General features: G+C 49.1%; 22 protein-coding genes. All 22 read right to left on the bottom strand.

Features of this window, described 5'->3' with window-relative positions; genetic code table 11:
* Positions 1 to 57 precede the first annotated feature (57 nt).
* The 22 genes from trxB to uvrA all read right to left on the bottom strand — a co-directional run bounded on the left by trxB (position 58) and on the right by uvrA (position 21,385).
* Entirely contained in the window at positions 58 to 1,011 is a 954-nt protein-coding gene (gene trxB, locus BLQ44_RS12405; protein WP_093194225.1) for a thioredoxin-disulfide reductase, read from the bottom strand.
* A 73-nt stretch (positions 1,012 to 1,084) separates the two neighbouring features.
* Positions 1,085 to 2,083, bottom strand: a complete 999-nt coding sequence (locus BLQ44_RS12400; RefSeq protein ID WP_093194224.1) for a tetratricopeptide repeat protein — start codon at positions 2,081 to 2,083, stop codon at positions 1,085 to 1,087.
* Positions 2,084 to 2,186: 103 nt separating this feature from the next.
* Complete coding sequence (gene hisIE / locus BLQ44_RS12395; protein WP_093194223.1) at positions 2,187 to 2,801, bottom strand: bifunctional phosphoribosyl-AMP cyclohydrolase/phosphoribosyl-ATP diphosphatase HisIE; 615 nt, start codon at positions 2,799 to 2,801, stop codon at positions 2,187 to 2,189.
* Positions 2,798 to 3,556 carry an imidazole glycerol phosphate synthase subunit HisF gene (gene hisF / locus BLQ44_RS12390; protein ID WP_093194222.1) on the bottom strand — a complete coding sequence of 253 codons (759 nt, stop codon included), beginning with the start codon at positions 3,554 to 3,556 and terminating at the stop codon, positions 2,798 to 2,800. The genes hisIE and hisF overlap by 4 nt, the downstream gene beginning before the upstream one ends.
* A complete protein-coding gene (gene hisA, locus BLQ44_RS12385) occupies positions 3,556 to 4,278 on the bottom strand; it encodes a 1-(5-phosphoribosyl)-5-[(5-phosphoribosylamino)methylideneamino]imidazole-4-carboxamide isomerase (RefSeq protein ID WP_093194221.1) in 723 nt (240 codons plus the stop codon). The genes hisF and hisA overlap by 1 nt, the downstream gene beginning before the upstream one ends.
* Positions 4,279 to 4,282: 4 nt before the next feature.
* The gene (hisH, locus tag BLQ44_RS12380; protein WP_093194220.1) at positions 4,283 to 4,918 is read right to left on the bottom strand and encodes an imidazole glycerol phosphate synthase subunit HisH; all 636 of its coding nucleotides are present in this window, start codon (positions 4,916 to 4,918) and stop codon (positions 4,283 to 4,285) included.
* Positions 4,915 to 5,505, bottom strand: a complete 591-nt coding sequence (gene hisB / locus BLQ44_RS12375; protein WP_093194219.1) for an imidazoleglycerol-phosphate dehydratase HisB — start codon at positions 5,503 to 5,505, stop codon at positions 4,915 to 4,917. The genes hisH and hisB overlap by 4 nt, the downstream gene beginning before the upstream one ends.
* The gene (gene hisD / locus BLQ44_RS12370; RefSeq protein ID WP_093194218.1) at positions 5,498 to 6,775 is read right to left on the bottom strand and encodes a histidinol dehydrogenase; all 1,278 of its coding nucleotides are present in this window, start codon (positions 6,773 to 6,775) and stop codon (positions 5,498 to 5,500) included. Before hisD ends, hisB begins: the two co-directional genes overlap by 8 nt.
* Entirely contained in the window at positions 6,772 to 7,407 is a 636-nt protein-coding gene (gene hisG, locus BLQ44_RS12365; protein WP_093194217.1) for an ATP phosphoribosyltransferase, read from the bottom strand. The genes hisD and hisG overlap by 4 nt, the downstream gene beginning before the upstream one ends.
* On the bottom strand, positions 7,400 to 8,587 hold the full coding sequence (locus BLQ44_RS12360) for an ATP phosphoribosyltransferase regulatory subunit (protein WP_093194216.1): 1,188 nt from the start codon (positions 8,585 to 8,587) through the stop codon (positions 7,400 to 7,402). Before BLQ44_RS12360 ends, hisG begins: the two co-directional genes overlap by 8 nt.
* A gap of 73 nt (positions 8,588 to 8,660) precedes the next feature.
* A complete protein-coding gene (locus tag BLQ44_RS12355; RefSeq protein WP_093194215.1) occupies positions 8,661 to 9,482 on the bottom strand; it encodes a hypothetical protein in 822 nt (273 codons plus the stop codon).
* Positions 9,483 to 9,902: 420 nt separating this feature from the next.
* Positions 9,903 to 11,564: a glycerol-3-phosphate dehydrogenase/oxidase gene (locus BLQ44_RS12350; protein WP_093194214.1), complete on the bottom strand. Its 1,662-nt coding sequence runs from the start codon at positions 11,562 to 11,564 to the stop codon at positions 9,903 to 9,905.
* A 198-nt stretch (positions 11,565 to 11,762) separates the two neighbouring features.
* Positions 11,763 to 12,308, bottom strand: coding sequence for a glycerol-3-phosphate responsive antiterminator (locus tag BLQ44_RS12345; RefSeq protein ID WP_093194213.1), 546 nt, complete (start codon positions 12,306 to 12,308; stop codon positions 11,763 to 11,765).
* On the bottom strand, positions 12,305 to 12,796 hold the full coding sequence (locus tag BLQ44_RS12340) for an acyltransferase (RefSeq protein ID WP_093194212.1): 492 nt from the start codon (positions 12,794 to 12,796) through the stop codon (positions 12,305 to 12,307). Before BLQ44_RS12340 ends, BLQ44_RS12345 begins: the two co-directional genes overlap by 4 nt.
* A gap of 3 nt (positions 12,797 to 12,799) precedes the next feature.
* On the bottom strand, positions 12,800 to 13,750 hold the full coding sequence (locus BLQ44_RS12335; RefSeq protein WP_093194211.1) for a nucleoside recognition domain-containing protein: 951 nt from the start codon (positions 13,748 to 13,750) through the stop codon (positions 12,800 to 12,802).
* Between the two features lie 13 nt (positions 13,751 to 13,763).
* Positions 13,764 to 14,600 (bottom strand): prolipoprotein diacylglyceryl transferase, encoded by an 837-nt coding sequence (gene lgt, locus BLQ44_RS12330; protein ID WP_093194210.1) that lies wholly within the window; start codon positions 14,598 to 14,600, stop codon positions 13,764 to 13,766.
* Between the two features lie 12 nt (positions 14,601 to 14,612).
* The gene (hprK, locus tag BLQ44_RS12325; RefSeq protein WP_176757515.1) at positions 14,613 to 15,572 is read right to left on the bottom strand and encodes an HPr(Ser) kinase/phosphatase; all 960 of its coding nucleotides are present in this window, start codon (positions 15,570 to 15,572) and stop codon (positions 14,613 to 14,615) included.
* A 552-nt stretch (positions 15,573 to 16,124) separates the two neighbouring features.
* On the bottom strand, positions 16,125 to 16,472 hold the full coding sequence (locus tag BLQ44_RS12320) for a phage holin family protein (RefSeq protein ID WP_093194208.1): 348 nt from the start codon (positions 16,470 to 16,472) through the stop codon (positions 16,125 to 16,127).
* Between the two features lie 20 nt (positions 16,473 to 16,492).
* Positions 16,493 to 17,479, bottom strand: coding sequence for a DUF4097 family beta strand repeat-containing protein (locus tag BLQ44_RS12315; RefSeq protein WP_093194207.1), 987 nt, complete (start codon positions 17,477 to 17,479; stop codon positions 16,493 to 16,495).
* 22 nt (positions 17,480 to 17,501) lie between these two features.
* Positions 17,502 to 18,152, bottom strand: a complete 651-nt coding sequence (gene bshB2 / locus BLQ44_RS12310) for a bacillithiol biosynthesis deacetylase BshB2 (protein WP_093194206.1) — start codon at positions 18,150 to 18,152, stop codon at positions 17,502 to 17,504.
* Entirely contained in the window at positions 18,145 to 18,516 is a 372-nt protein-coding gene (locus BLQ44_RS12305) for a YojF family protein (RefSeq protein WP_093194345.1), read from the bottom strand. The genes bshB2 and BLQ44_RS12305 overlap by 8 nt, the downstream gene beginning before the upstream one ends.
* 4 nt (positions 18,517 to 18,520) lie before the next feature.
* Entirely contained in the window at positions 18,521 to 21,385 is a 2,865-nt protein-coding gene (uvrA, locus tag BLQ44_RS12300) for an excinuclease ABC subunit UvrA (protein ID WP_093194205.1), read from the bottom strand.
* Positions 21,386 to 21,392: the final 7 nt, after the last annotated feature.

The following is a 21,392-nucleotide window of genomic DNA, read 5'->3' as shown; positions in this document are numbered from 1 at the left end:
CATTGTAACGAGAAAATGTGTCATGCGTGTTACACACGCATTAAAATTCTTTTACTCTCAAGTAGTCACCTTTTCGAGTTCTTCCATGAGATTCTCGATATAATGTTGCGCAGACTGAGCGGCAATACTGCCGTCCCCCGTAGCTGTAACAATCTGACGAAGCTCTTTGTCACGGATATCGCCCGCAGCAAAAACCCCCGGAACGTTCGTCTCCATACGTTCGTCCGTTTCGATATAGCCCTCTTCGTTGGTTACTCCGAGGTTGCGGAACGCACTATTCAACGGAATAAGACCGATATAGATGAACGTACCATCCGTCTTGAACTCGTACTCTTCCTCTTTCTTCTTGTCGTAAAGCGTGACGCTTCCGACTTTTCCGTTTTCTTCATTGATGGAGCTGACCGTCGTATCCCAGATGAAGTCGATCTTTTCATTATCGAACGCACGATCCTGAAGAATCTTCTGCGCACGAAGCTCATCCCGGCGGTGTACAATCGTAACTTTGCTCGCAAAACGCGTCAGATACACGCCTTCTTCTACAGCGGAATCTCCACCACCGACGACAACGAGTTCCTTATCGCGGAAGAAAGCACCATCACATACGGCGCAGTAAGAGACACCGCGGCCTCCGAGTTCTTTCTCTCCGGATACGCCGAGCTCTTTGTATTCGGCACCAGTCGCAAGAATGATCGAACGTGCTTTGTATTCTTTCTTTCCGGCGACTACCGTCTTATATTCTTTGCCATCAATGATTTCCTTGATATCTCCATAAGCATATTCTGCACCGAATTTCTTCGCGTGGGCGAACATTTTATTGGAGAGATCCGGACCGAGAATACTTTCATACCCCGGGTAGTTCTCTACATCTTCCGTATTCGCCATCTGGCCACCCGGAATTCCTCGTTCAAGCATCAGCGTGTTCAAGTTCGCACGTGATGTATAAACAGCTGCAGTCATTCCGGCCGGACCTGCACCCACAATGATAACGTCATAAATGTTCTCTTCTGTCATGGCCATTCACTCCTTCGCTTTCGCAATCTGTCATTATCATAGTAAATCCATCATAGCTCGTCTATTTATCTGCTCAACCAGTAATCCAGGGGCCGTCTGACTTTGTCAAATCAGGGAAACGATGAACTCCCTTTTTCCAAAGCTCTTCCGACTTATAAGGATTGCCGGCGTGAAATGAAGCGATGCTGTACCATTTCAGATACTGATAGCGGTTCTTCACTGCTTTCTTTCCAAGTTGACGGAACCTGTCCACTGCTTCTACATACTCACTCGCCCTCGTAAGAGCTACGGCAACAGCCAGTTGCTGCTCCTCATGCATCGGGAAGACATTCTTCAATTGGAACACGTGATGCTTCATCAGCTCATATTGGTTCATTTCTACATAAAATGTGATCAGATTGATATGACAATGGATATCCTCCGGCGACTCCTCGAGCCATTCCCGCTCCATAGCGATCGCCGCTTCGTGCTCCCCGGTATGGAAAAGGGCATACGCATACTGGTGATTCGTCAATGGGAAGCTCGGGAACAGATGCATCATCTCTTCAAGAAGACCGAGCGCTTCCGTCCATTCATGGTGTTCCAGGTGATAGTGCACCGTTTCCTGATAAACGAGCAGTTCATCTTCCTCATCGAACTGAAATTCTTCCTCTTCTTCCGGTTCGACGGAATCGAGCATCTCCTTCAGTTGATCGGCAGCTTCCCTGAACTCACCATCTTCGTCTTTTTCTATATAGGTCTCAACATACCTGCTCGCATCTTTGAACAGACCGAGATGTGCATAATTGTTCGCCATCAGGTAATAGCAATCCGGGTACGCATCCCCCTTATCACGCAGGACGTCCGTCAATAACTGATTCGCTGCATGATAAGAGCCAACTTCCGTATATACGACAGAAAGTTGGCATTTATATAAAGGTTCGTTTTCGTTTATTTCAATCGCTTTTTTCAGCCAGCGAACGGCCCGATCAAACGAACGTTTCTGAAACGCCTGGACGCCGTGACTGAAATAAAAACTGCTGTTTGGGACAAAGGGAATGACGTTCTTTTCATCCTTTACCATTGTCGTCATTGAGTTGCCTCCTACTCTCCGCTTCGTAAATCTAACCAATTATGGAGTATACCATAAAATGGACCAGGAGATTAGAGGGTTTGCGCAATTTCTTGTTAAATTATCAACTTTTATGACGCTTTTCAAGAACTTCCAGGACGTCATCGAGCGGTACATTCCGGTCCGTAAGCAGCATCAGCAGGTGGAAAAGAAGATCTGCCGATTCGAGAGCCAGTTCTTCTCTGTCATCATTTTTCGCTGCGATGATCACTTCCCCTGCTTCTTCACCGATTTTCTTGGCGATTCTGTCGACACCTTCCTGGAACAGCCCGGAGGTATAAGAACCTCCCGGAAGCTCAGCCTTACGCTCAGCGAGGACTTCCTGAAGTTCTGTAACGATCCTGTATCTGTCTTCTTCCGAAGAGGACAGAGATTCCTGGAAGCAACTGTATGTTCCCTTGTGGCAGGCGGGCCCTGCTGGTATCACCTGCAGCAGAACTGCATCCTGGTCACAGTCATAGGTGATATTCTCCACCTTCTGTGTGTTTCCTGATGTTTCTCCTTTGTGCCACAGTTCCTCACGGGAGCGGCTGTAGAACACCGTTTCCCCGATTTCAAGCGTTTTCTTCAAGGCTGCTTCATTCATATAGGCGAGAGTCAGTACGGCCTTGGAGCGCGCGTCCTGAACAATTGCAGGGACAAGCCCTTTTTCGTCAAATACTACATCTTCTGCTTTCACCGTATCGCCACTCCTTTATCCTTCAAGTAATCTTTCACGTTCCCGATCGACGTTTCTTTATAGTGGAAGATGGATGCAGCCAGGGCAGCATCAGCGTCTACGTGAGTGAATACATCATAGAAATGTTCCTTGTTTCCTGCACCACCGGAAGCGATGACTGGGATGGATACCACTTCCTGCACAGCTTCTAGCATCGGCAGGTCGAAGCCCGTCTTCTCTCCGTCCTGATTCATCGACGTAAGCAGAATTTCCCCGGCACCGAGGGCTTCCGCTTCTTTCGCCCAGTCGACAACGAGGCGATCCGTAGGATTTCTGCCACCTGCCGTGTAGACTCGCCATGTTCCGGCTTCTTCATCATACCTTCCATCAATCGCTACAACGATACATTGGGCACCGAAATAATCGGAACCTTCTCTGATCAATTCGGGACGTTTGACCGCCGCAGAGTTGACCGCCACTTTATCCGCCCCGTTCCTGAGGGTCTCTTTCATATCTCCAAGCGTACGGATGCCTCCACCGACCGTAAAAGGGATGGCGAGCTCTGAGGCGACCTGCCGCACGACATCGATCATCGTTTCGTTCCCTTCATGCGTCGCGGAAATATCAAGAAATACAAGCTCATCTGCTCCCGCTTCATCGTACATCTTCGCAAGCTCTACCGGGTCTCCGGCGTCACGGATATCGACGAACTGAATCCCTTTGACGACCCGTCCTTCCTTTACATCAAGACAGGGGATGATTCGTTTAGCCAACATCACACTTCCTCCTTCAACGCATCTGTAAGGGTGAAGCGTCCGGTGTATAGCGCTTTTCCAATGATAGTGCCGCTGATATTCGGGTGACGTTTCAATTCTTTGATATCTTCGAGGCCCTGGATGCCTCCGGATGCGATCACTTCTACTCCTGTCTCTTCTGCGAGTTCAGCAATTTCTTTCGTATTCGGCCCGGATAGCATGCCGTCTTTAGCGATATCAGTATAAATGAACGTACGGGCTCCGGCTTCTGCAAGTTCTTTTCCGAGGTCCGCCGCTCTCTTTTCCGAGGTTTCGAGCCATCCTTCTGTTGCGACGTAGCCGTTCTTGGCATCCAGACCGATGACGATGCGCTCTTTATACTTGCGAAGCAATTCCTTCGTAAGCTCAATATTCTTCACAGCGAGAGAACCGATGATGACGCGGTCCACTCCCTGGTCCAAATAATAAGAGACATCTTCAGCTGAACGGATGCCTCCCCCGATCTGTACCCGGCACTTAAGCTCTTTCGCCACGCGGATGACGTCTTCCGCGTTTTTCTTCGAGCCTTCCTTCGCTCCGTCCAGGTCGACCATGTGGATCCAGGACGCCCCTTTATCATTGAAATCCCGGGCCACATCGAATGGACTGTCTCCGTATACCGTTTCTTTATCGAAATCTCCCTGCTCGAGGCGCACACACTTCCCGTCGCGCATATCGATAGCGGGATAAATAGTAAAACTCATTCCCTCACCTGCTTTCTAAAGCCATTCTTTTGCAAAAGTTATCCAGAAGCTGCATGCCGGCCCGACCGCTCTTTTCCGGATGAAATTGACTTGCCATTACGTTCCCTTTTCCTACAATCGCAGGTACCTGCTGGTGATAATCGGCCGTCGCCAGCAAAATCGATTCGTCTTTGGTATCGACAACGTAAGAGTGGACGAAATAGACGTACTCTTCCCCGACATTCTCCATTACGAAGTGATCCGGCTTATGGATTTCGAGCTGATTCCAACCCATGTGCGGGACTTTATATGTTTTTCCTTCTGCCGTCTTCCCTTCAAAGCGACGGATGGTCCCTGGGAAGATACCGAGCCCTTCCGTCTCTCCGCCTTCTTCACTGGCTTCGAATAAAAGCTGCATACCGAGACAAATTCCGTAAAAAGGAACTCCTTCCTCGATCTTTTTATGAATGAACTTGATGAAGCCGTGTTCCTTCAACGCTTTCATTGCATCTGGAAAGGCACCGACTCCCGGAAGAATCAGCGCTTGTGCGTCTTCAAGCATATCCGGATGATCGCCGATGATGTAATCGACCTCAAGTCGCTCAAGAGCTTTGGATACACTGAACAGATTTCCCATGCCATAATCGATGATCCCAATCATGATAGACTTCCTTTCGTGCTAGGCACACCTTCGACTCTAGGGTCGAGTTGCGTCGCTTCATCCAATGCGCGGCCGAGGGCTTTGAACATCGCCTCGACGATGTGGTGGGAATTATGACCGTGATGAACGACGATATGAAGGTTCATTCTCGCTTCCAGGGCCAGCTTCCAAAAGAATTCGTGGACGTTTTCGGTATCGAATGTTCCGATTTTTTTGGAAGGGATATCCGCGTACCATTCAAGGTGAGGACGGTCTGATAAATCAAGCGCTACCGTAACGAGTGCTTCGTCCATAGGCAGAATCATTGATCCGTACCGCTTCATCCCCTTTTTGTCACCGATCGCTTCTCTCAGCACCTGGCCGAGGCAAATGCCGATATCTTCAGTCAGGTGATGATCATCGACTTCTACGTCCCCTTTTCCTGTCACCGTCAAATTGAAAAGACCGTGCTTCGTGAACAATTCCAGCATGTGAGAAAGAAACGGCACTTGAACGTCAAGGTCCGCTTTCCCCTGCCCATCGACATCGAAAGCGAGCTCGATATCCGTTTCTCTCGTCTTTCTCGTAATACTCCCAGATCTAGTCATCCAAACGCTCCTTTCTCTTCTCTATTGCGCGAGCGTGTCCCTCGAGGTCCTCAAGACGCGCGAAGCTCGCTATTTTATCGACGTTCTCTTTCCAGGCTGCTTCACTGTAGGAAATGACGCTCGATTTTTTCATGAAATCATGTACATTAAGGGGGCTTGAGAACCTGGCTGTGCCACTCGTCGGCAAGACATGGTTCGGCCCTGCAAAATAGTCCCCTACCGGTTCTGAGCTATATGGTCCAAGGAAAATCGCCCCTGCGTGCCTGATGGCTCCGAGCTGTTCGTAAGGGTTCTCCGTAAGGACCTCCAGGTGCTCCGGAGCAAGCTCATTCACCGCTTCCACCGCTTTTTCCATCGTAGCAGTAACGATGATACCGCCATAGGTATGGATGCTTTTTTCGGCGATCTCCCTTCTAGGAAGACCCTTAAGTTGCTGTTCTACTTCTTCTTCCACTTCTCCCGCTATTCTTTCAGAAGTTGTTATGCAGATACTCGAAGAACGTTCGTCGTGTTCCGCCTGTGAGAGAAGATCCGCTGCGACTTCCCCGGCACGCGCCGAGTCATCACAAAGCACAGCGATTTCGCTCGGACCCGCAATCATGTCTATGTCCACGTCCCCGAATACTTCCTTTTTCGCAAGGGCGACGAAAATGTTTCCCGGCCCGGTGATCTTGTCGACTTTCGGCACCGTTTCTGTACCGTAAGCGAGTGCTGCAATCGCCTGTGCCCCTCCGACTTTGTAAATCTCCGTAACGCCAAGAATCTGAGCTGTAGCCAAAACACCGATAGGTACTTGTCCATCGGGTCCTGGTGGTGTCACCATGACGATCCGCTTCACTCCCGCCACTTGGGCAGGGATAATATTCATCATCACAGAAGATGGATAAGCTGCAGTCCCGCCTGGTACATACACACCGGCACGATCAAGAGACGTGTACTTCTGTCCAAGCATCGTTCCATTTTCCTGCGTATCGAACCAGGAGGTCGGAAGCTGCTTCTCGTGAAAACGACGGATGTTGATGGCTGCTTCCTGGATCACATCGATATATTTCTGGCTGATGGATTCATAGGCGTCACTCATCTCCTCGGATGTAACACGATAATCATCAAGAGACGCGCCGTCGAAGGTTTCCGTATAAGTTCTTACAGCTGTGTCCCCCTCTGCCCGCACCCTACGGATGATTTCTTTGACAGAAGCGAGCTGTTCCGATGTGTCGTCTTCACGCTTCGTTTTCCATCCCTTCAGGTCTTCTTTCGTTAATCGCTTCATGACGACACTCCTACCTGTTCTCCCATTTTCTCGATAAGAGGATCGATACGGTCGCTCTTCGTCCTGTAGCTCACAGGGTTCACGATCAGACGGGAGGTGATGTCTGTAATTTTTTCATATTCGACGAGGCCGTTTTCTTTTAGCGTCCGGCCGGAAGAAACGATATCGACAATCCGGTCGCTGAGTCCGATCAAAGGAGCAAGTTCGATGGAGCCGTTGAGCGGAATGATCTCGATCTGTTCTCCCTGTTCCCGGTAATAATCGGAGGCCACTTTCGGATACTTCGTCGCAATCTTCGGTGCGATTCGACTGAGCGGCTGATCCGGCAGACCAGCTACCGCGATATAGCATGGGCTTATTTTCAAATCGAGCACTTCATACACGTCCCGGTCCTGTTCGAGAAGTACATCTTTGCCGGCGATTCCGATATCTGCAGCTCCGTATTCGACGTAGGTGACAACGTCCATCGGCTTCGCCATCATGACGTTGATGTTCTGTTCCGGAAATTCAAGAATCAGTCTACGAGATTCCTCAGCGCCTGAGCCGATGTCATATCCGGCATTACGCATCAGTTCCGCTGCTTCTTCGAAAATCCTGCCTTTTGGCATGGCGATCGTCAGTGGTTTACTCATCTCCTGTCGCTCCTTTCCCGGTCATATCGATCACTTCTTCATACTTTTTCAGGAAAGCGGTAAGATTCGCTACCTGATCCGCATGCTGGATGACAACGCGCTTATTTTCCGAACGAAGCAGATTCGCCTTGTCCACTCCTTCAGAAAATGTCTGATCATCTACTATCACACAAACGGCCGATTTCCTTATTTCAGTAGAACCGTTCAGTGCTTCGACGAGCCGCTCTACGTGAACCGCGAAACCTGTCGCTGATGCATTCAATTCGAACGACGGCAACAAAGCATCGTATCTTCCCCCGTTACAGAGAAGTGCTCCTACATTCGGCGCATACCCTTCGAATAGGATGCCCGTGTAGTAGTCCATGTGGCTGATCAGGTTCAAATCGAACTGGACGTAGGAAGCCACTCCATACTGTTCAAGTGTCCGGTGCAGTTGTTTCAGTTCGTTCATCGCTTTCAGTCCCGCCTGACATTTCGCAAGAGCCCGCGCTTCTTCGAACACAGCGTCGCTTCCTCTGAGACGAAGGAGCGCCGTGAGACTATTCTTCGCTTCTTCTGAAATGGAAAGAGAAGCGACATAAGACTTGTACCCGACATAATTCTTCCTGTATAGATACTCAAGCAGGGTTTCTACCGCCTCATTGTTCTGCGGTAACACTTCTTCGAATAAAGAACGGACAAAGCCGATATGCCCGACCGTGATGACGAATTCTTCGAGTCCGGTCTGTTTCAAAGACTCGATCAATAGAGCAATGACTTCGGCGTCTCCATAAGAAGAGTGATCTCCGATAAGCTCCGTTCCGACCTGTTCGAACTGTGCAGGCTTACCTGCTTCCGACTGCTGAGCCCGGAAAACGGAACCATCATACGCAAGCCTCAATGGAAAGGCATCCTCTTTCAGCTGAGAAGCGGCGACTCGTGCAATCGGAGCCGTCATATCCGGTCGAAGTACAAGAGTGTGGCCCTGCTGGTCCAAAAGCTTGAATAACTGCTGATCAAGGGTGGCACTCACTTTTCCTACCGTTTCATGGTACTCAAGCAGGGGAGTATCCATGAACTGGTAGCCGAATGATTCGATTGCATTCGTCAGCCTTGTACGGACGTTTTCTTTTTTATTGTAAAAAAAGGGAAGCGTGTCGCGCATTCCCAGTGGTTTTTCAAACATGAGTTTCTTCGCCATCGTGTCATCCCTTCCGTCAATCCTTTAGTATGCTAATATGCTAACAAAATAAAGAAACCTCGTCAAACCGTAATTACTGCTGCTGGTGCTCGATAAAAAACAGGAACAATAGCAGGCTGTAAGGAATGTTTTCCCGTCTTTCCCATTCCAAAACGGACCCATGCATCCGTTGCAAAGCATCCGCACCCCCGACAGGAATCGCTCCCTTTTTCACAGTGACGAGAGGGGTTCCCTTCTCATCTTTCACCGGAAACCTGCCGATGTCTCCGTCCCCCGCAGCCTGATACAGCACCTGGTCCTTCTCCTGATATGTATAGACCATCTGCTTCGTTTCTTTATCTTTTTCCGCTTTCATGATAGCTACATAGGTTCCGTTCCCCTGTTTGACATAAGCTTTAGTCGTAAAGGAAAATCCTTTCTTTTCAATCTCATAAAGCAGTTCTCCGTCTTCGCGGACTTCATATACCGCAGGCAGAGGAAAGTTCGCAGAATGCAGAGAAAGTAGAACTCCTGCCGTCTTTTTGAGGGAAGTCGTTTTCTCTGTGACATCTCCCATCGCTTCCCCGTCCATGGTGAAGAAACGGGCGCCGTTGTCCTCCCCTTTCCCGAGATACATCTCGGCAGGCACACTTGAAAAAGCGATCGCACCCTTATCGGTACTGATAGCCATATCCTCCGTTCGTTCCGCTTTCACGAGGTCCTTCCACCCGGATTGGACGAAATAAATACCGGCTGCTAAGGCAGGGACCCCGTAAAGGAGCACGGCCCAGCTCAGGCTTATTCCCTCTGTCGTCAAGGAAGCTATTAGACTGACTCCACCAATAAGAAAAAGCACAGCTCCCGTCAGGCACTGATTTCTTCCATCCTTTTTCATCAACTGTTCCACCGTTTCCATCCGATCGCCTCCTTCTTTTTTTCATTATAAAGAAATTTGTAATAAAAAGCGAAGTCACCCCTATAATATGCTTGCAGTACACTTACGAAAGGATTGAAAGCATGAGTGTACCGCAAATGATTTAGCCACCCACTCAGCAATGAAACAAGTTTTGAGTCTACCTGTACAAGAAAAGCGCGACACTCAGGAGACACAGTCTTTTGTGAGTGTCCAGCAAAATAGATATTTACCCTTGGAAACTATGAGCACCTCCGCAGAAATCCTCAGGAGGTCCGCAATTCACTGTCGAACTTTGTCGAATGTCCTCAAACTAGTGGGAACCCTCCGCAAAAGCGCCCCGTAAGTCCGCAAATGGAGAAAAACACAAAAAAGCTTGCAGAAAGAAGAATCGTTTCTCCCTGCAAGCCTTTAATAATGAAGTTACACATGCTCGATCGGTGTCACTGCTTCTTTCAGCAGTTGTTCGAGTTCATCCGTATATTCTTTCGTCTGTTCTTCTGTCCATTCCAATTCTCTCGCCATGTAAGGAATGACGACATCCTTGTGGTCCCTGACGAAGTTGATATTGAAAAACAGTGCCCCGGTACGACGGATGAAGAAGTCCACCGGCTTATACGTCTGCTCTTCCGTCAGACTGTATATGAGCTGGGCGAAAACCGCCGGATCAATATTTTCTTCCGCAGCTTTCTCTTTGTTCGCTTCGAAAATGCGGTACAGCTTCTCGACGTTAGAGCCGTAGAAGTTCACAAATTTCTCCGCATCTTCTTTCTTCAATCCGACTTCCACACCACGGATGACTTTATCATATTTGAACTTCTCGAATCCTTTCGAACCGCCGACGTCTCCTCCGGAAATCGGAATATCGATCGTCTCGGAATTCCCGAAGTAGACGCTGTAATCTTCAGCCAGTTGATCGCGCACAAGATTGACAGCATGCTCCGCCATCTTGCGGTAGCCGGTGAGTTTTCCTCCGGCCATGGAAATAAGACCGGAATCGGAGACGAAGATTTCGTCTTTCCGTGAAATTTCGGAAGGATCTTTGCCTTCTTCGTGAATCAATGGACGAAGACCTGCCCAGCTGGATTCCACGTCTTCTTCGGTGACGTTCACATCCGGGAACATACTCTTCACGGCATTCAAAAGGTAATCACGGTCTTCTTTCGTCATCGTAGGATGCGAAATATCCCCTTCGTAGACCGTATCCGTCGTTCCGATGTAGGCTTTTCCGTCTCTCGGAATAGCGAAAATCATACGCCCATCCGGACTGTCGAAGTAGATCGCCTGCTGCAGCGGGAAGTCGCTCTGGTCGAAGACGAGGTGAATCCCTTTCGTAAGCTGAAGGGTCTTCCCTTTCTTCGAGCCGTCTTCTTCTCTGAGCGTATCCACCCATGGGCCGGCAGCGTTGATGATTTTCTTCGCTTTCACCTGGTACGTATCCCCGGTGACCGTATCTTCGATGACAGCTCCGGTCACTTTTCCATTTTCATAAATGAACTCGGTAACTTTCGCGTAGTTCGTCGCGGAAGCTCCGTACTCGACCGCTTTCTTCAGCACGTCGAGTGTCAGGCGGGCATCATCCGTTTTATATTCTACATAGAAACCTGCCCCTTTCAGATTCTCTCCGTTTACAAGCGGTTCTCTTTCCATCGCCTGTTGCGGAGAAAACATGCGACGACGTTCGGCTTTCTTCACGCCAGCAAGATAATCGTATACCATCAGACCTACGTTGGTGGAAAGAGGTCCGAAGTTCCCTTCCTTATAAAATGGAAGCATCATCCACTCAGGCGTTGTAACGTGCGGGCCATTTTCGTATACGATTTCCCGCTCTTTCCCTACTTCTGCTACCATTTTCACTTCAAATTGCTTCAGATAACGAAGTCCTCCGTGGACAAGCTTCGTCGAGCGTGAAGACGTACCTGCAGCGTAATCCTGCATTTCCACAAGAGCTGTATTCATTCCACGGCTCGAAGCATCAAGAGCGATTCCGGCTCCTGTAATCCCTCCACCGATTACTAATACGTCCCACTGTTCCTCTGTCAGTTTACGGAATTGTTCTTTGCGATCATAACTTGAAAAACTCATATATCGTTACTCCTTCCTGTCGGTTTCATTGCTCTGATACGTGTATTCCCTAATCCATAGGAAAGTATGCAGAAAAAAAGAGACCACAGATCCCCTCTACGAATATATACGTAAAGGACCTGTGGTCTCTCCTGTTCTCCGACCTGTTATTAACTTATCGTCATTGTACCAGAACTTTCACAAAGAAAGCAAGGCTGTTTATTCAAACCGCCAGAGGTCGGAGCGTGACGTCGTGACAGCGACTGCTCCTGCTTCGAGGGCTCCATCGACTTCCTCGGACGTCCGAATCAGCCCTCCGGCAATAATCGGGATATCCAGGTCTTCGGTCATCTCCCTGATCATCCCTGGAAGTACGCCGGGCAAGAGTTCGATATAATCAGGATTCGTACGTTTCACCTGTTTTATATTCTGCGAAAGCGCCTGACTGTCGATCAGAAACAGACGCTGGACGGAAGTCATGCCATAACGTTTCGCCTGCTGAATCACTCCGGATCTTGTCGAAATGATGCCATCCGGTTTGATTTCCCTGCCGAGGTACTCCATGCCATATTCATCCGTTTTCAACCCCTGAACGAGATCGGCGTGGATGAATACTTTCTTCTCTCTTTTTCTGGCTTCACGCATCATGCTTTTCAAAAGACCGATCCTCGTCTCTAAAAAAATAAGGTAATCGGTATCTGTATCAAGAAGGGTTTCAAAGTCTTTCATTCGTCGTACAGCCGGAAGTACTTTCTGTTCGATCATGAGTTTTCTCCTCTCCTTAGCGTATGAAGAGGGTTTCCTCCTACTACGCTTCCGGGTGCAACATCTTTATGAACGACAGAACCTGCGCCAATCGTTGCCCCGTCCCCGATATGGACACCCGGTAAAATCGTACTGTTGGCTCCGATCATCACGTCAGCTCCTATCACGACTTCCCCGAGTCTGTATTCCTTCGTCAAATATTCGTGGGTAAGAATCGTCGTGTTGTAGCCGATGATAGAATTCTGGCCGACTTTTATCTTCTCAGGAAACATGACATCCGGCATCGCCATGAGGGCAAAAGCGGTTCGTGGGCCAATATCCATACCTAGAAAACGGCGATACATCCAATTTTTCACCGGCAGGAACGGGGTGTAGCGGGCCACCTGGAGAACGATGAAGTTTTTGACTACCTTCGAAAATGGCACCGTGTGATACAGTTGCCATAAAGAATTCGCACCCTTGATTATAAAACGATCTGTTCGTCTCATTCTTCACCCTCCCTGATAGGAATGACGCGTGGCAGGTTTCCTTGCTCTGCGCCTGTTCCAGACAAATCCTATTCCTGCCGTGAGAACAATCGCTGTAGCCAGTCTGATCGCAAGAAGCGGCCAAATAGGTATACCGAGCGGAATGAATACGAGTGTATCCTCTACAACCGCATGACAGGAAACGAGAAAGATCATCGCCAGGTACATATCTTTCTTCGATACCCCGTCTTCCTCTACCGCCTGGATCATAAGACCAGCCCCATAAGCGAGTCCGATCGTCAATCCTGCCACTATGGTGGTCGACGTATTCTGTTTCATCCCTAGGAACTTCATCAATGGTGCCATTCCTCTCGAAAACTTATCGAGCCATCCTTTTTCACGGAATACCTGCATAATAAGCATAAGCGGAATAACGATCAAAGCGAGTTGAAAAATACCGCTCGCCGCTGTGGTGATCCCGTGCCAGGCGATCTCGTAGACACCGGAAGGATCAGCCTGGTCCGGGGAAGCGAACCCGTAAGAAGCGAGTTGCCCTCCTCCGTTCCAAAACATACTGATCATCCATGCCGAGAAAATGGCAAGAGAAATCCTGAGGCCGATCACGAACCACCAGCTTACTCCCACTTTTTTCGCTACAGCAGATTCAACGATCAGATTATGGGAAAACGAAAGCATGACAGCCATAATGAACACTTCTTTCACCGTAAAGTCGAAAGAAATGATGGCAGCGATCCCGGCATATAAATTGAGGAAGTTACCGATGACCAGAGGAACCGCCGCCTCCGCAGATAATCCTATCGCACTCATAAGCGGAGAGATTTTATTCATAAGCCAAGGGAACACAGGGGTATACTGAAGAATCGTCATAATGAGCGTAATCGGAAAAATGATCTTCCCGAGCGACCACGTCAGAGATAACCCCTGTTTCATCCCCCTTTTTAAAATTCCTAACATTATTTCTCTCTCCTTACTTTTTCACTTTCTTTCCGTCGTAGTGCAGATTCGCCATCTTCGTCTTCCTTCTGTACCAGATCAATGCTACAGCAAGAATAACGAGGACAATGGAAATGACCTGAGCCGTGCGGAGCTGACCTACGATGTAAAGGCTGTCCGTACGCATTCCTTCAATGAAGAAACGTCCGACGGAATACCAGATGACGTAGCTTAGGAAGACTTCGCCGCGTCTCGGGTTAATTTTTCTGCTAAGTACAAGCAATAAAACAAAACCAGCAATATTCCATAAGGATTCATACAGGAATGTCGGGTGATAAAGCGTTCCATCTATACACATCTGCTGGTTGATGAATCCGGGCAGATACTGCATGAAGTTTTGATAAAAAGATTCAGAAACCGGTCCGCCGTGGGCTTCCTGGTTCATGAAGTTCCCCCACCGGCCAATAGCCTGGCCAAGGATAATGCTGGGCGCTGCTATATCTGCCATCATCCAGAACGACAGCTTCCGCACGCGCGTATAAATGATCGCCGTAAGTACCGAACCGATCAACGCCCCGTGGATAGCGATTCCGCCTTCCCACACGGCAAAGACCTTCCAGAACGGACCACCAGCATATTGCTCCCATTCGAAAATAACGTAATAGATTCTGGCTGAAAGTATAGCGATAGGTATCGCGTAAATGAGCAGATCCACCATGTAATCTTTTTTCAAACCGAGACGTTCCGATTCATGAGTGGCCAGCCAGAGCCCGAGGAGTGCCCCGGTAGCGATGATCAACCCGTACCAGTATATGTTGAGGACCCCTAGTTCCAAGAATATGGGATCGAGGGGGTCTGTCGTACACGCCATTGTATTCCCTCCTTAGTCTTCCGCCCGGTCTTCAGGAGATGCCGGGTGATCTTCCCCTGTTTCAATCACTTTCGTCAGACGTTCCGAAAATTCTTCCGCCGCGTTTATGCCCATCCGCTTCAGACGGAAATTCATCGCTGCCACTTCGATGATGACAGCTAGGTTCCGCCCGGGACGAACCGGGATGGTCGCTTTTGGAACATCCACATCCATGATACGCATCGTTTCCTCTTCTAATCCGACGCGATCGTACTGTTTATTCTTCTCCCATAGCTCGAGATTGATCACCAGGGTAATCCGCTTATGACTGCGGACGGACCCTGCTCCGAAGAGTGTCATAACGTTGATGATTCCCAGACCGCGAATTTCAAGAAGGTGCTCAATCAGCGACGGGCTGTTTCCGATGAGCGTATCGTAATCCTCCTGCCTGATTTCGACACTATCATCAGCAACGAGACGATGGCCACGTTTCACCAACTCCAGTGCCGTCTCACTTTTACCGACGCCACTGTTCCCGGTGATGAGAACACCGATGCCGTAAATATCGACGAGGACGCCATGAATAGCAGTAAACGGAGCGAATTTCGTTTCAAGAAAATTCGTCAGGCGACTGATGACCCTTGTCGTCTTATAAGGAGATTTCATCAACGGTACGCCGCCGGCTTCGGCAGCATCAACGAGCTCCTGTGGTATTTCCAGCCCACGGGTAACAATGATGCCCGGCGTTACGTCCGTACATAGCTTGTCCATCCGTTCCTTCAATTGTTCATTCGTCAGCTCATTCAAATAGGACACTTCCGTCTTTCCGAGCACCTGAAGACGTTCTTTCGGATAGAACTTGAAATATCCGGTCATCTCCACGCCGGGTCTTGAAATGTCACTTGTATGTATTTCCCTGTGAACTCCTGTCTCCCCTGTCAAAAGCTCCAGAGCGTAACGATCCAGCAAGTCCTGGGTAATCACCTTCGCCACAGTATCTCCTCCTAAATAAAACATAACTGCCTATCATTGTAGCATGATTAATAACGAAAGCGGAAGTTCCCGCTTAGAACCCCTAAAATAAGTATACGCGCCTGGCTTCGGGTGTCCTTTCCCGAAACAGGGGTGGCTACTTATTTTACGTGGTTCTGGGAACTGCAGCTAGATGTGATCAGCAAAAGCGGAATCACCCCGTTCAGAAACTTCAGTCATAAGCGTATCGGTCAGACAAAGGTGACCTTTCCTTTTTCTGATCCGATACGCTTATGGCTCGAGTTTCTGGGTGATGCAGCTAGATGTGAAAAAAAGCGGAATCACCCATACTTTCCTGCAAGAAACACAACTTGCGCGACGTCCAACCCGGAAAATATCTACCGAGTGTCCCGCAAAACCCATTACCACCCACTCACCCCCGATGACTGATAATGAGTGACTATCTATCATTTTTGCCGGACACTCGTGACCATTCCAGCTGATTCAGTGACCAGGAAACCAGAAGACATTAAAAAACTCCCTTCCCGACAAAACGGGAAGGGAGTGCAAAACCTATATATCCTGGATGAGCTTATTCAGCACGAGGTTCACAATCGCTATGATGACAGCTGCCAGGATGGCGACACCGAAGCCTCCGATTTCGAACGTACTCCCGAGAATCGCATCCGTCAAAAGAAGCGTAATCGCATTAATGACGAAGAGAAACAGACCGAGAGATAAAATCGTCACAGGTAGGGTAAGCACGACGAGAATCGGCTTGATTACAGCATTCAGAATCGACAGAATCAGAGCAGCGAACAAGGCGCCGGTCACTCCATCTATCTGTATGGAATCGAACAAAACACTTACGACCAGCAATGCTATGGCATTGACTATGACATGGAGCAGTGCGTTTTTCATTCTCTCTCACCTGCTTTCTTTTAGCGTACGGTCACAGATCCTGATTTCGTATCAGCATCGATGTAATATACTCCGTCGTAATCTTCTCTCGCTTCGAATTTCAGCTCTTTGGAGAGCCAGTCATTCTTATCAGAGAGCAGTTTATAATTATCAAGTTTGCAATCCAGCTTCCCGAATGCCGAAGCCAGTCTTCCTTCTACCCGCTTCTGTTCCGGCAGCAGGACCTCAATCGAACCGGTAGACGTTTTGAAGAAGCCGCGCTCGGAACGGTGGCCCTGTCCAGTGACCTGAATGCCGCCGGATACCGTAGAGAGATCCAGTTTTGCGAATGATCCATCCGCTTGAATGCGACCATTTACGGTCTTTCCATCACAGCGTGCAAAAGAGCAACCTTTGAAATCGATGGTTCCGTTTCCGGTTTCTACGTTCGCTTTTTCCCCTTGTACGTTAGTGAAGCTTACAGCACCATTCGTCGTCTTCGTCTCTACGTGTTCCGCCTGCATATTTTCCAGATTCACCGCACCGTTGAACACTTTCGCTTTCACAAAATCATAGGAACGATCAGGAACGTAAAGCGTGACGAATACTTTGACTTTGCCGGATGGACTGGACAGTCTAAGAAGATCCTCGGAAGCATCCAGGCGCACTTCTTCTTTAAAACGTTGTTTCGCCTCTTCTTCATCTTTCGCCTGGTACATCTTCACATCATACTCGGCTTTGATTGTTTCCTTATCATGTGTAAGTATATGAATCGAACCATTATTGATATGAATGTCCATATCTTCGAACGATGTTGCTTCTTCTTCCTCATTTTCCTGAAAATCGATCGTATTCCCGAAGCTTAAATCGAAATCCCCTTTTTTCACACGGTCTACAGCATCTCCGAGAAAACTCTTCCAACTATAGGACTTCGAATCATTCATCGCTTCCAATAGCTTGGAGCCTTCTTCTGCACTGATTTCTCCGTTTTCGATCATCTTAAGGACTTTCATCCGTTCTTCTGACACGATATACTCCTCCTTTTCATTTTTATTGCAGCTGGTCTAACGTGTAGAAGCGCTCTGTCTTCAATCGCTCCAGCTGGTCTTCCCTGTTTATGAGGTCCACCATACCATCCGCCTGGGAGAGATGCGTACGAATCGCTTTCCATTTCGTATCCCAATAATCACTGATGTCCTTAAGGATTGCCGGTGCTCCGAGATCCTCGGACGTTTCGTTGGAAATCGCATGCATCCAGACGTCCGGACGCTCTTCCTCTTTCATTTCCTTGACTGCTTCGACTGCCGCGCGTCCAAGCGCATCGTGGTCCGGGTGTACCGCGTAGCCGGGAAAATGAGTGATAACGAGGTCCGGTTTCGCCTCCTCAAGCTTCGTTCTCAGGTGAGTCACCATTTCTTCGAGCACTTCGAATTCAATCGTCTTATCCCGATACCCGAGATGAACGACATCGATTCCAAGAACCCCTGCGGCTTCATCGAGTTCTTTTTTCCTGTAGGTGGAAAGCGTCTCCCTGTTTGCAAATACAGGGTTCCCCATATTCCGCCCCATTTCTCCGAGTGTCCCGCACCAGTACGTCACTTTTGAACCAGCGTCCACCAGAGAAGCCAGCGTCCCCCCTGCCCCGAACGTTTCGTCGTCCGGGTGTGGGAAAATGACGATGACGCGCTTATAATCACTCATGATAATCCGCCTCGTGAGCAAATGGTGTCTCACTGATTTCGAGCGCGACCATGAGTCGTCCTTGTTCATCATGGCCTGCCATCAAGAGACGATTGTGCTCGTCCACTTCGTAATCGGTCAGACCTTCGGCATATACCCAGCCGAGTTCAAGTTTCAGTCCGACGCGGTAGCCGCCTCCGGTACTGATGATTTTTCCGTGTTCATACGTAACGTGAGCATTCCGGATAAAAGCCCCTACGTTATGCGCTTTTTCATTGAAATGACTGGCATATGCCCCGTTTGTCGTCTCCAGGTGCACATAGACCGGCTTTTCTGAGAAATTGTCGATAATATCTTGTACTTTTTCCGGCTTAATCGGTTCCATCATTTTATCCCCCTTGTTGCTGCAGTCGTTCTTCCATCCGTTTACGATCCCGCTCAAGGATCGGTTTCAAAAACTTCCCGGTGTACGAAGCAGACTCTTCGGCTACGGACTCGGGTGTACCGGTTGCGACGATGGTTCCGCCACCGTCTCCACCTTCCGGACCAAGGTCGATGATATGATCCGCTTCTTTGATGACGTCGAGATTGTGTTCGATGATCAGTACCGAATCTCCGTTATCGACGAGGCGCTGAAGCACCTGCAGAAGCCGGGAAATGTCATCGACATGCAGGCCGGTCGTCGGTTCATCGAGAATGTAGAAAGACTTCCCGTTCGAACGACGGTGGAGTTCACTGGCGAGTTTCACGCGCTGTGCTTCCCCTCCGGACAATGTTGTTGCCGGCTGCCCCAGCCTGACATACCCGAGTCCGACATCGTCAATCGTCTGAAGTTTCCGTTTGATTTTCGGAAGGTTCGAGAAAAATTCCAATGCTTCATTGATCGTCATCTCGAGAACATCTGCAATATTCTTTCCTTTATATTTCACTTCGAGTGTCTCTCTATTATAACGTTTTCCGTCGCATACTTCACAAGGTACGTACACATCCGGCAAAAAGTGCATCTCGATCTTGATGATTCCATCCCCGCGACAGGCTTCACAACGCCCGCCTTTCACATTGAAGCTGAAGCGTCCTTTCTTATAACCGCGGATCTTCGCTTCATTCGTATCCGCGAAAATTTCCCGGATATTATCGAATACGCCGGTATAAGTGGCAGGGTTCGATCTCGGGGTACGTCCGATCGGCGACTGATCGATATCGATTACTTTGTCGAGCTGATCGATTCCGTCGATTGTCTCGTGGCTACCAGGTTTCTGCTTTCCATTATGCAGTCTCATCGATAGGGACTTATAAAGAATTTCATTGATCAAGGTACTCTTACCAGATCCGGAAACACCTGTGACTGCTGTGAACACGCCGAGCGGAATATCGGCGTCCACGTTTTTCAAGTTGTTCTCGGTCGCGCTCTTGATTGAAAGCGCTCGTCCATCCAGCTCTCTACGTTTCGTCGGAAGCGGAATGAACTGTCTTCCCGATAAATACTGGCCGGTCAGGGACTTCCTGCTTTTCATAATCTGTTTCGGTGTCCCCATCGTGACAACTTCACCGCCGTGCTCACCCGCACCGGGCCCGATGTCGACGATATAGTCCGCTTCGAGCATCGTATCCTCGTCATGCTCGACGACGATCAGCGTATTATCAAGGTCGCGCATCCGCTTCAGTGTCTGGATCAGCCGGTTGTTATCCCGCTGATGCAAACCGATCGATGGCTCGTCCAATACGTACAGGACACCTGTAAGAGCAGAGCCGATCTGCGTTGCGAGTCGTATCCGCTGCGCTTCCCCACCGGAAAGCGTGCCTGCCGACCTGGAGAGTGTAAGATAGTCGAGTCCGACATTGGCGAGAAAGCTGAGACGCTCGCAGATTTCTTTCAGAATCATGTTCGCAATCGTCTTCTCCTTTTCCGTCAGGGGCACGTTATCAAAGAAATCGTGGGCCTCCACAACGGAATAGTCGGTCACCTCACCGATATGCTGCCCGTTCACTTTGACGGAAAGCGCCTCTTCACCGAGACGATACCCTTCACACTTCGGACAGGGTTTCTGGGACATATACTGTTCCATCTGTTCACGTATGAAATCCGACGACGTTTCCCGATATCGACGTGAAACGTTCGGAATGACCCCTTCGAAGTAAATGTCGTTATCCCGGACTTTTCCGAAATCATTCTCGTAGCGGAAGTGGATCGTTTCTTCTCCGCTACCGTAAAGAATACGTTCCAAGTGTTCTTTCGGGATATCTTTGATCGGCGTATCCATATCGATACCGTAATGAGTACAGACACTCTTCAGAAGTTGTGGATAGTATTGAGAGCTCGTCGGTTGCCAAGCCGTGATCGCCCCTTCATTCAACGAAAGGTTCCAGTTCGGAATGACGAGATCGATGTCTACTTCAAGCTGTGCTCCCAGTCCGTCACAACGGTCACAGGCTCCAAATGGACTGTTGAAGGAAAACTTACGCGGTTCCAGTTCGCTGACGGAGAACCCGCATATCGGACAGGCGTGATGCTCACTGAATTTCACTTCATCGTGGTCGATGACGTCTACCGTCACATGACCTCCGCCAAGCTCAAGTGCTGTCTCGAGTGAATCGGCAATGCGCCCTTCCGCTCCTTCTTTAATGACGACACGGTCCACCACAACGTCGATGGAATGCTTCTTGTTCTTCTCAAGTTCTATCTCTTCCGATACTTCTCTCATCTCCCCGTCGATGCGAAGGCGGACGTACCCTTCCTTACGAAGGCGATCAAGCGTCTTTTTGTGCTCTCCTTTTCGTCCGGAAACGACGGGAGATAAAATCTGCATCTTCGTCCTCTCTTCATAAGACACGAGCTGGTCGACCATCTGCTGAATCGTCTGCGAATCGATTTCAATTCCGTGATTCGGACAGACCGGTCGCCCAATCCTCGCATATAAGAGACGCAGGTAATCATAAATTTCCGTAACGGTTCCGACGGTCGAGCGCGGGTTACGGCTCGTCGTTTTCTGGTCGATGGAAATCGCCGGAGATAACCCCTCGATGGAGTCCACATCCGGTTTATCCATTTGTCCGAGGAACTGTCTCGCATAAGCACTTAACGATTCGACATAACGTCGCTGTCCTTCCGCATAAATCGTATCGAAGGCGAGCGACGACTTCCCGGAGCCTGAGAGCCCGGTCATGACGACCATCTTGTTTTTCGGAATGTCGATGTCGATGCCTTTGAGGTTGTGTTCTCTTGCTCCTTTGATACTTATATATTTACTTGGCATATACAGG

Origin of the sequence: Salimicrobium halophilum (assembly GCF_900100295.1) — a bacterium.
Lineage (GTDB): Bacteria > Bacillota > Bacilli > Bacillales > Halobacillaceae > Salimicrobium > Salimicrobium halophilum.
Note: the sequence above shows the minus strand (reverse complement) of the source record. Positions and strands in the feature narration are given on the sequence as shown.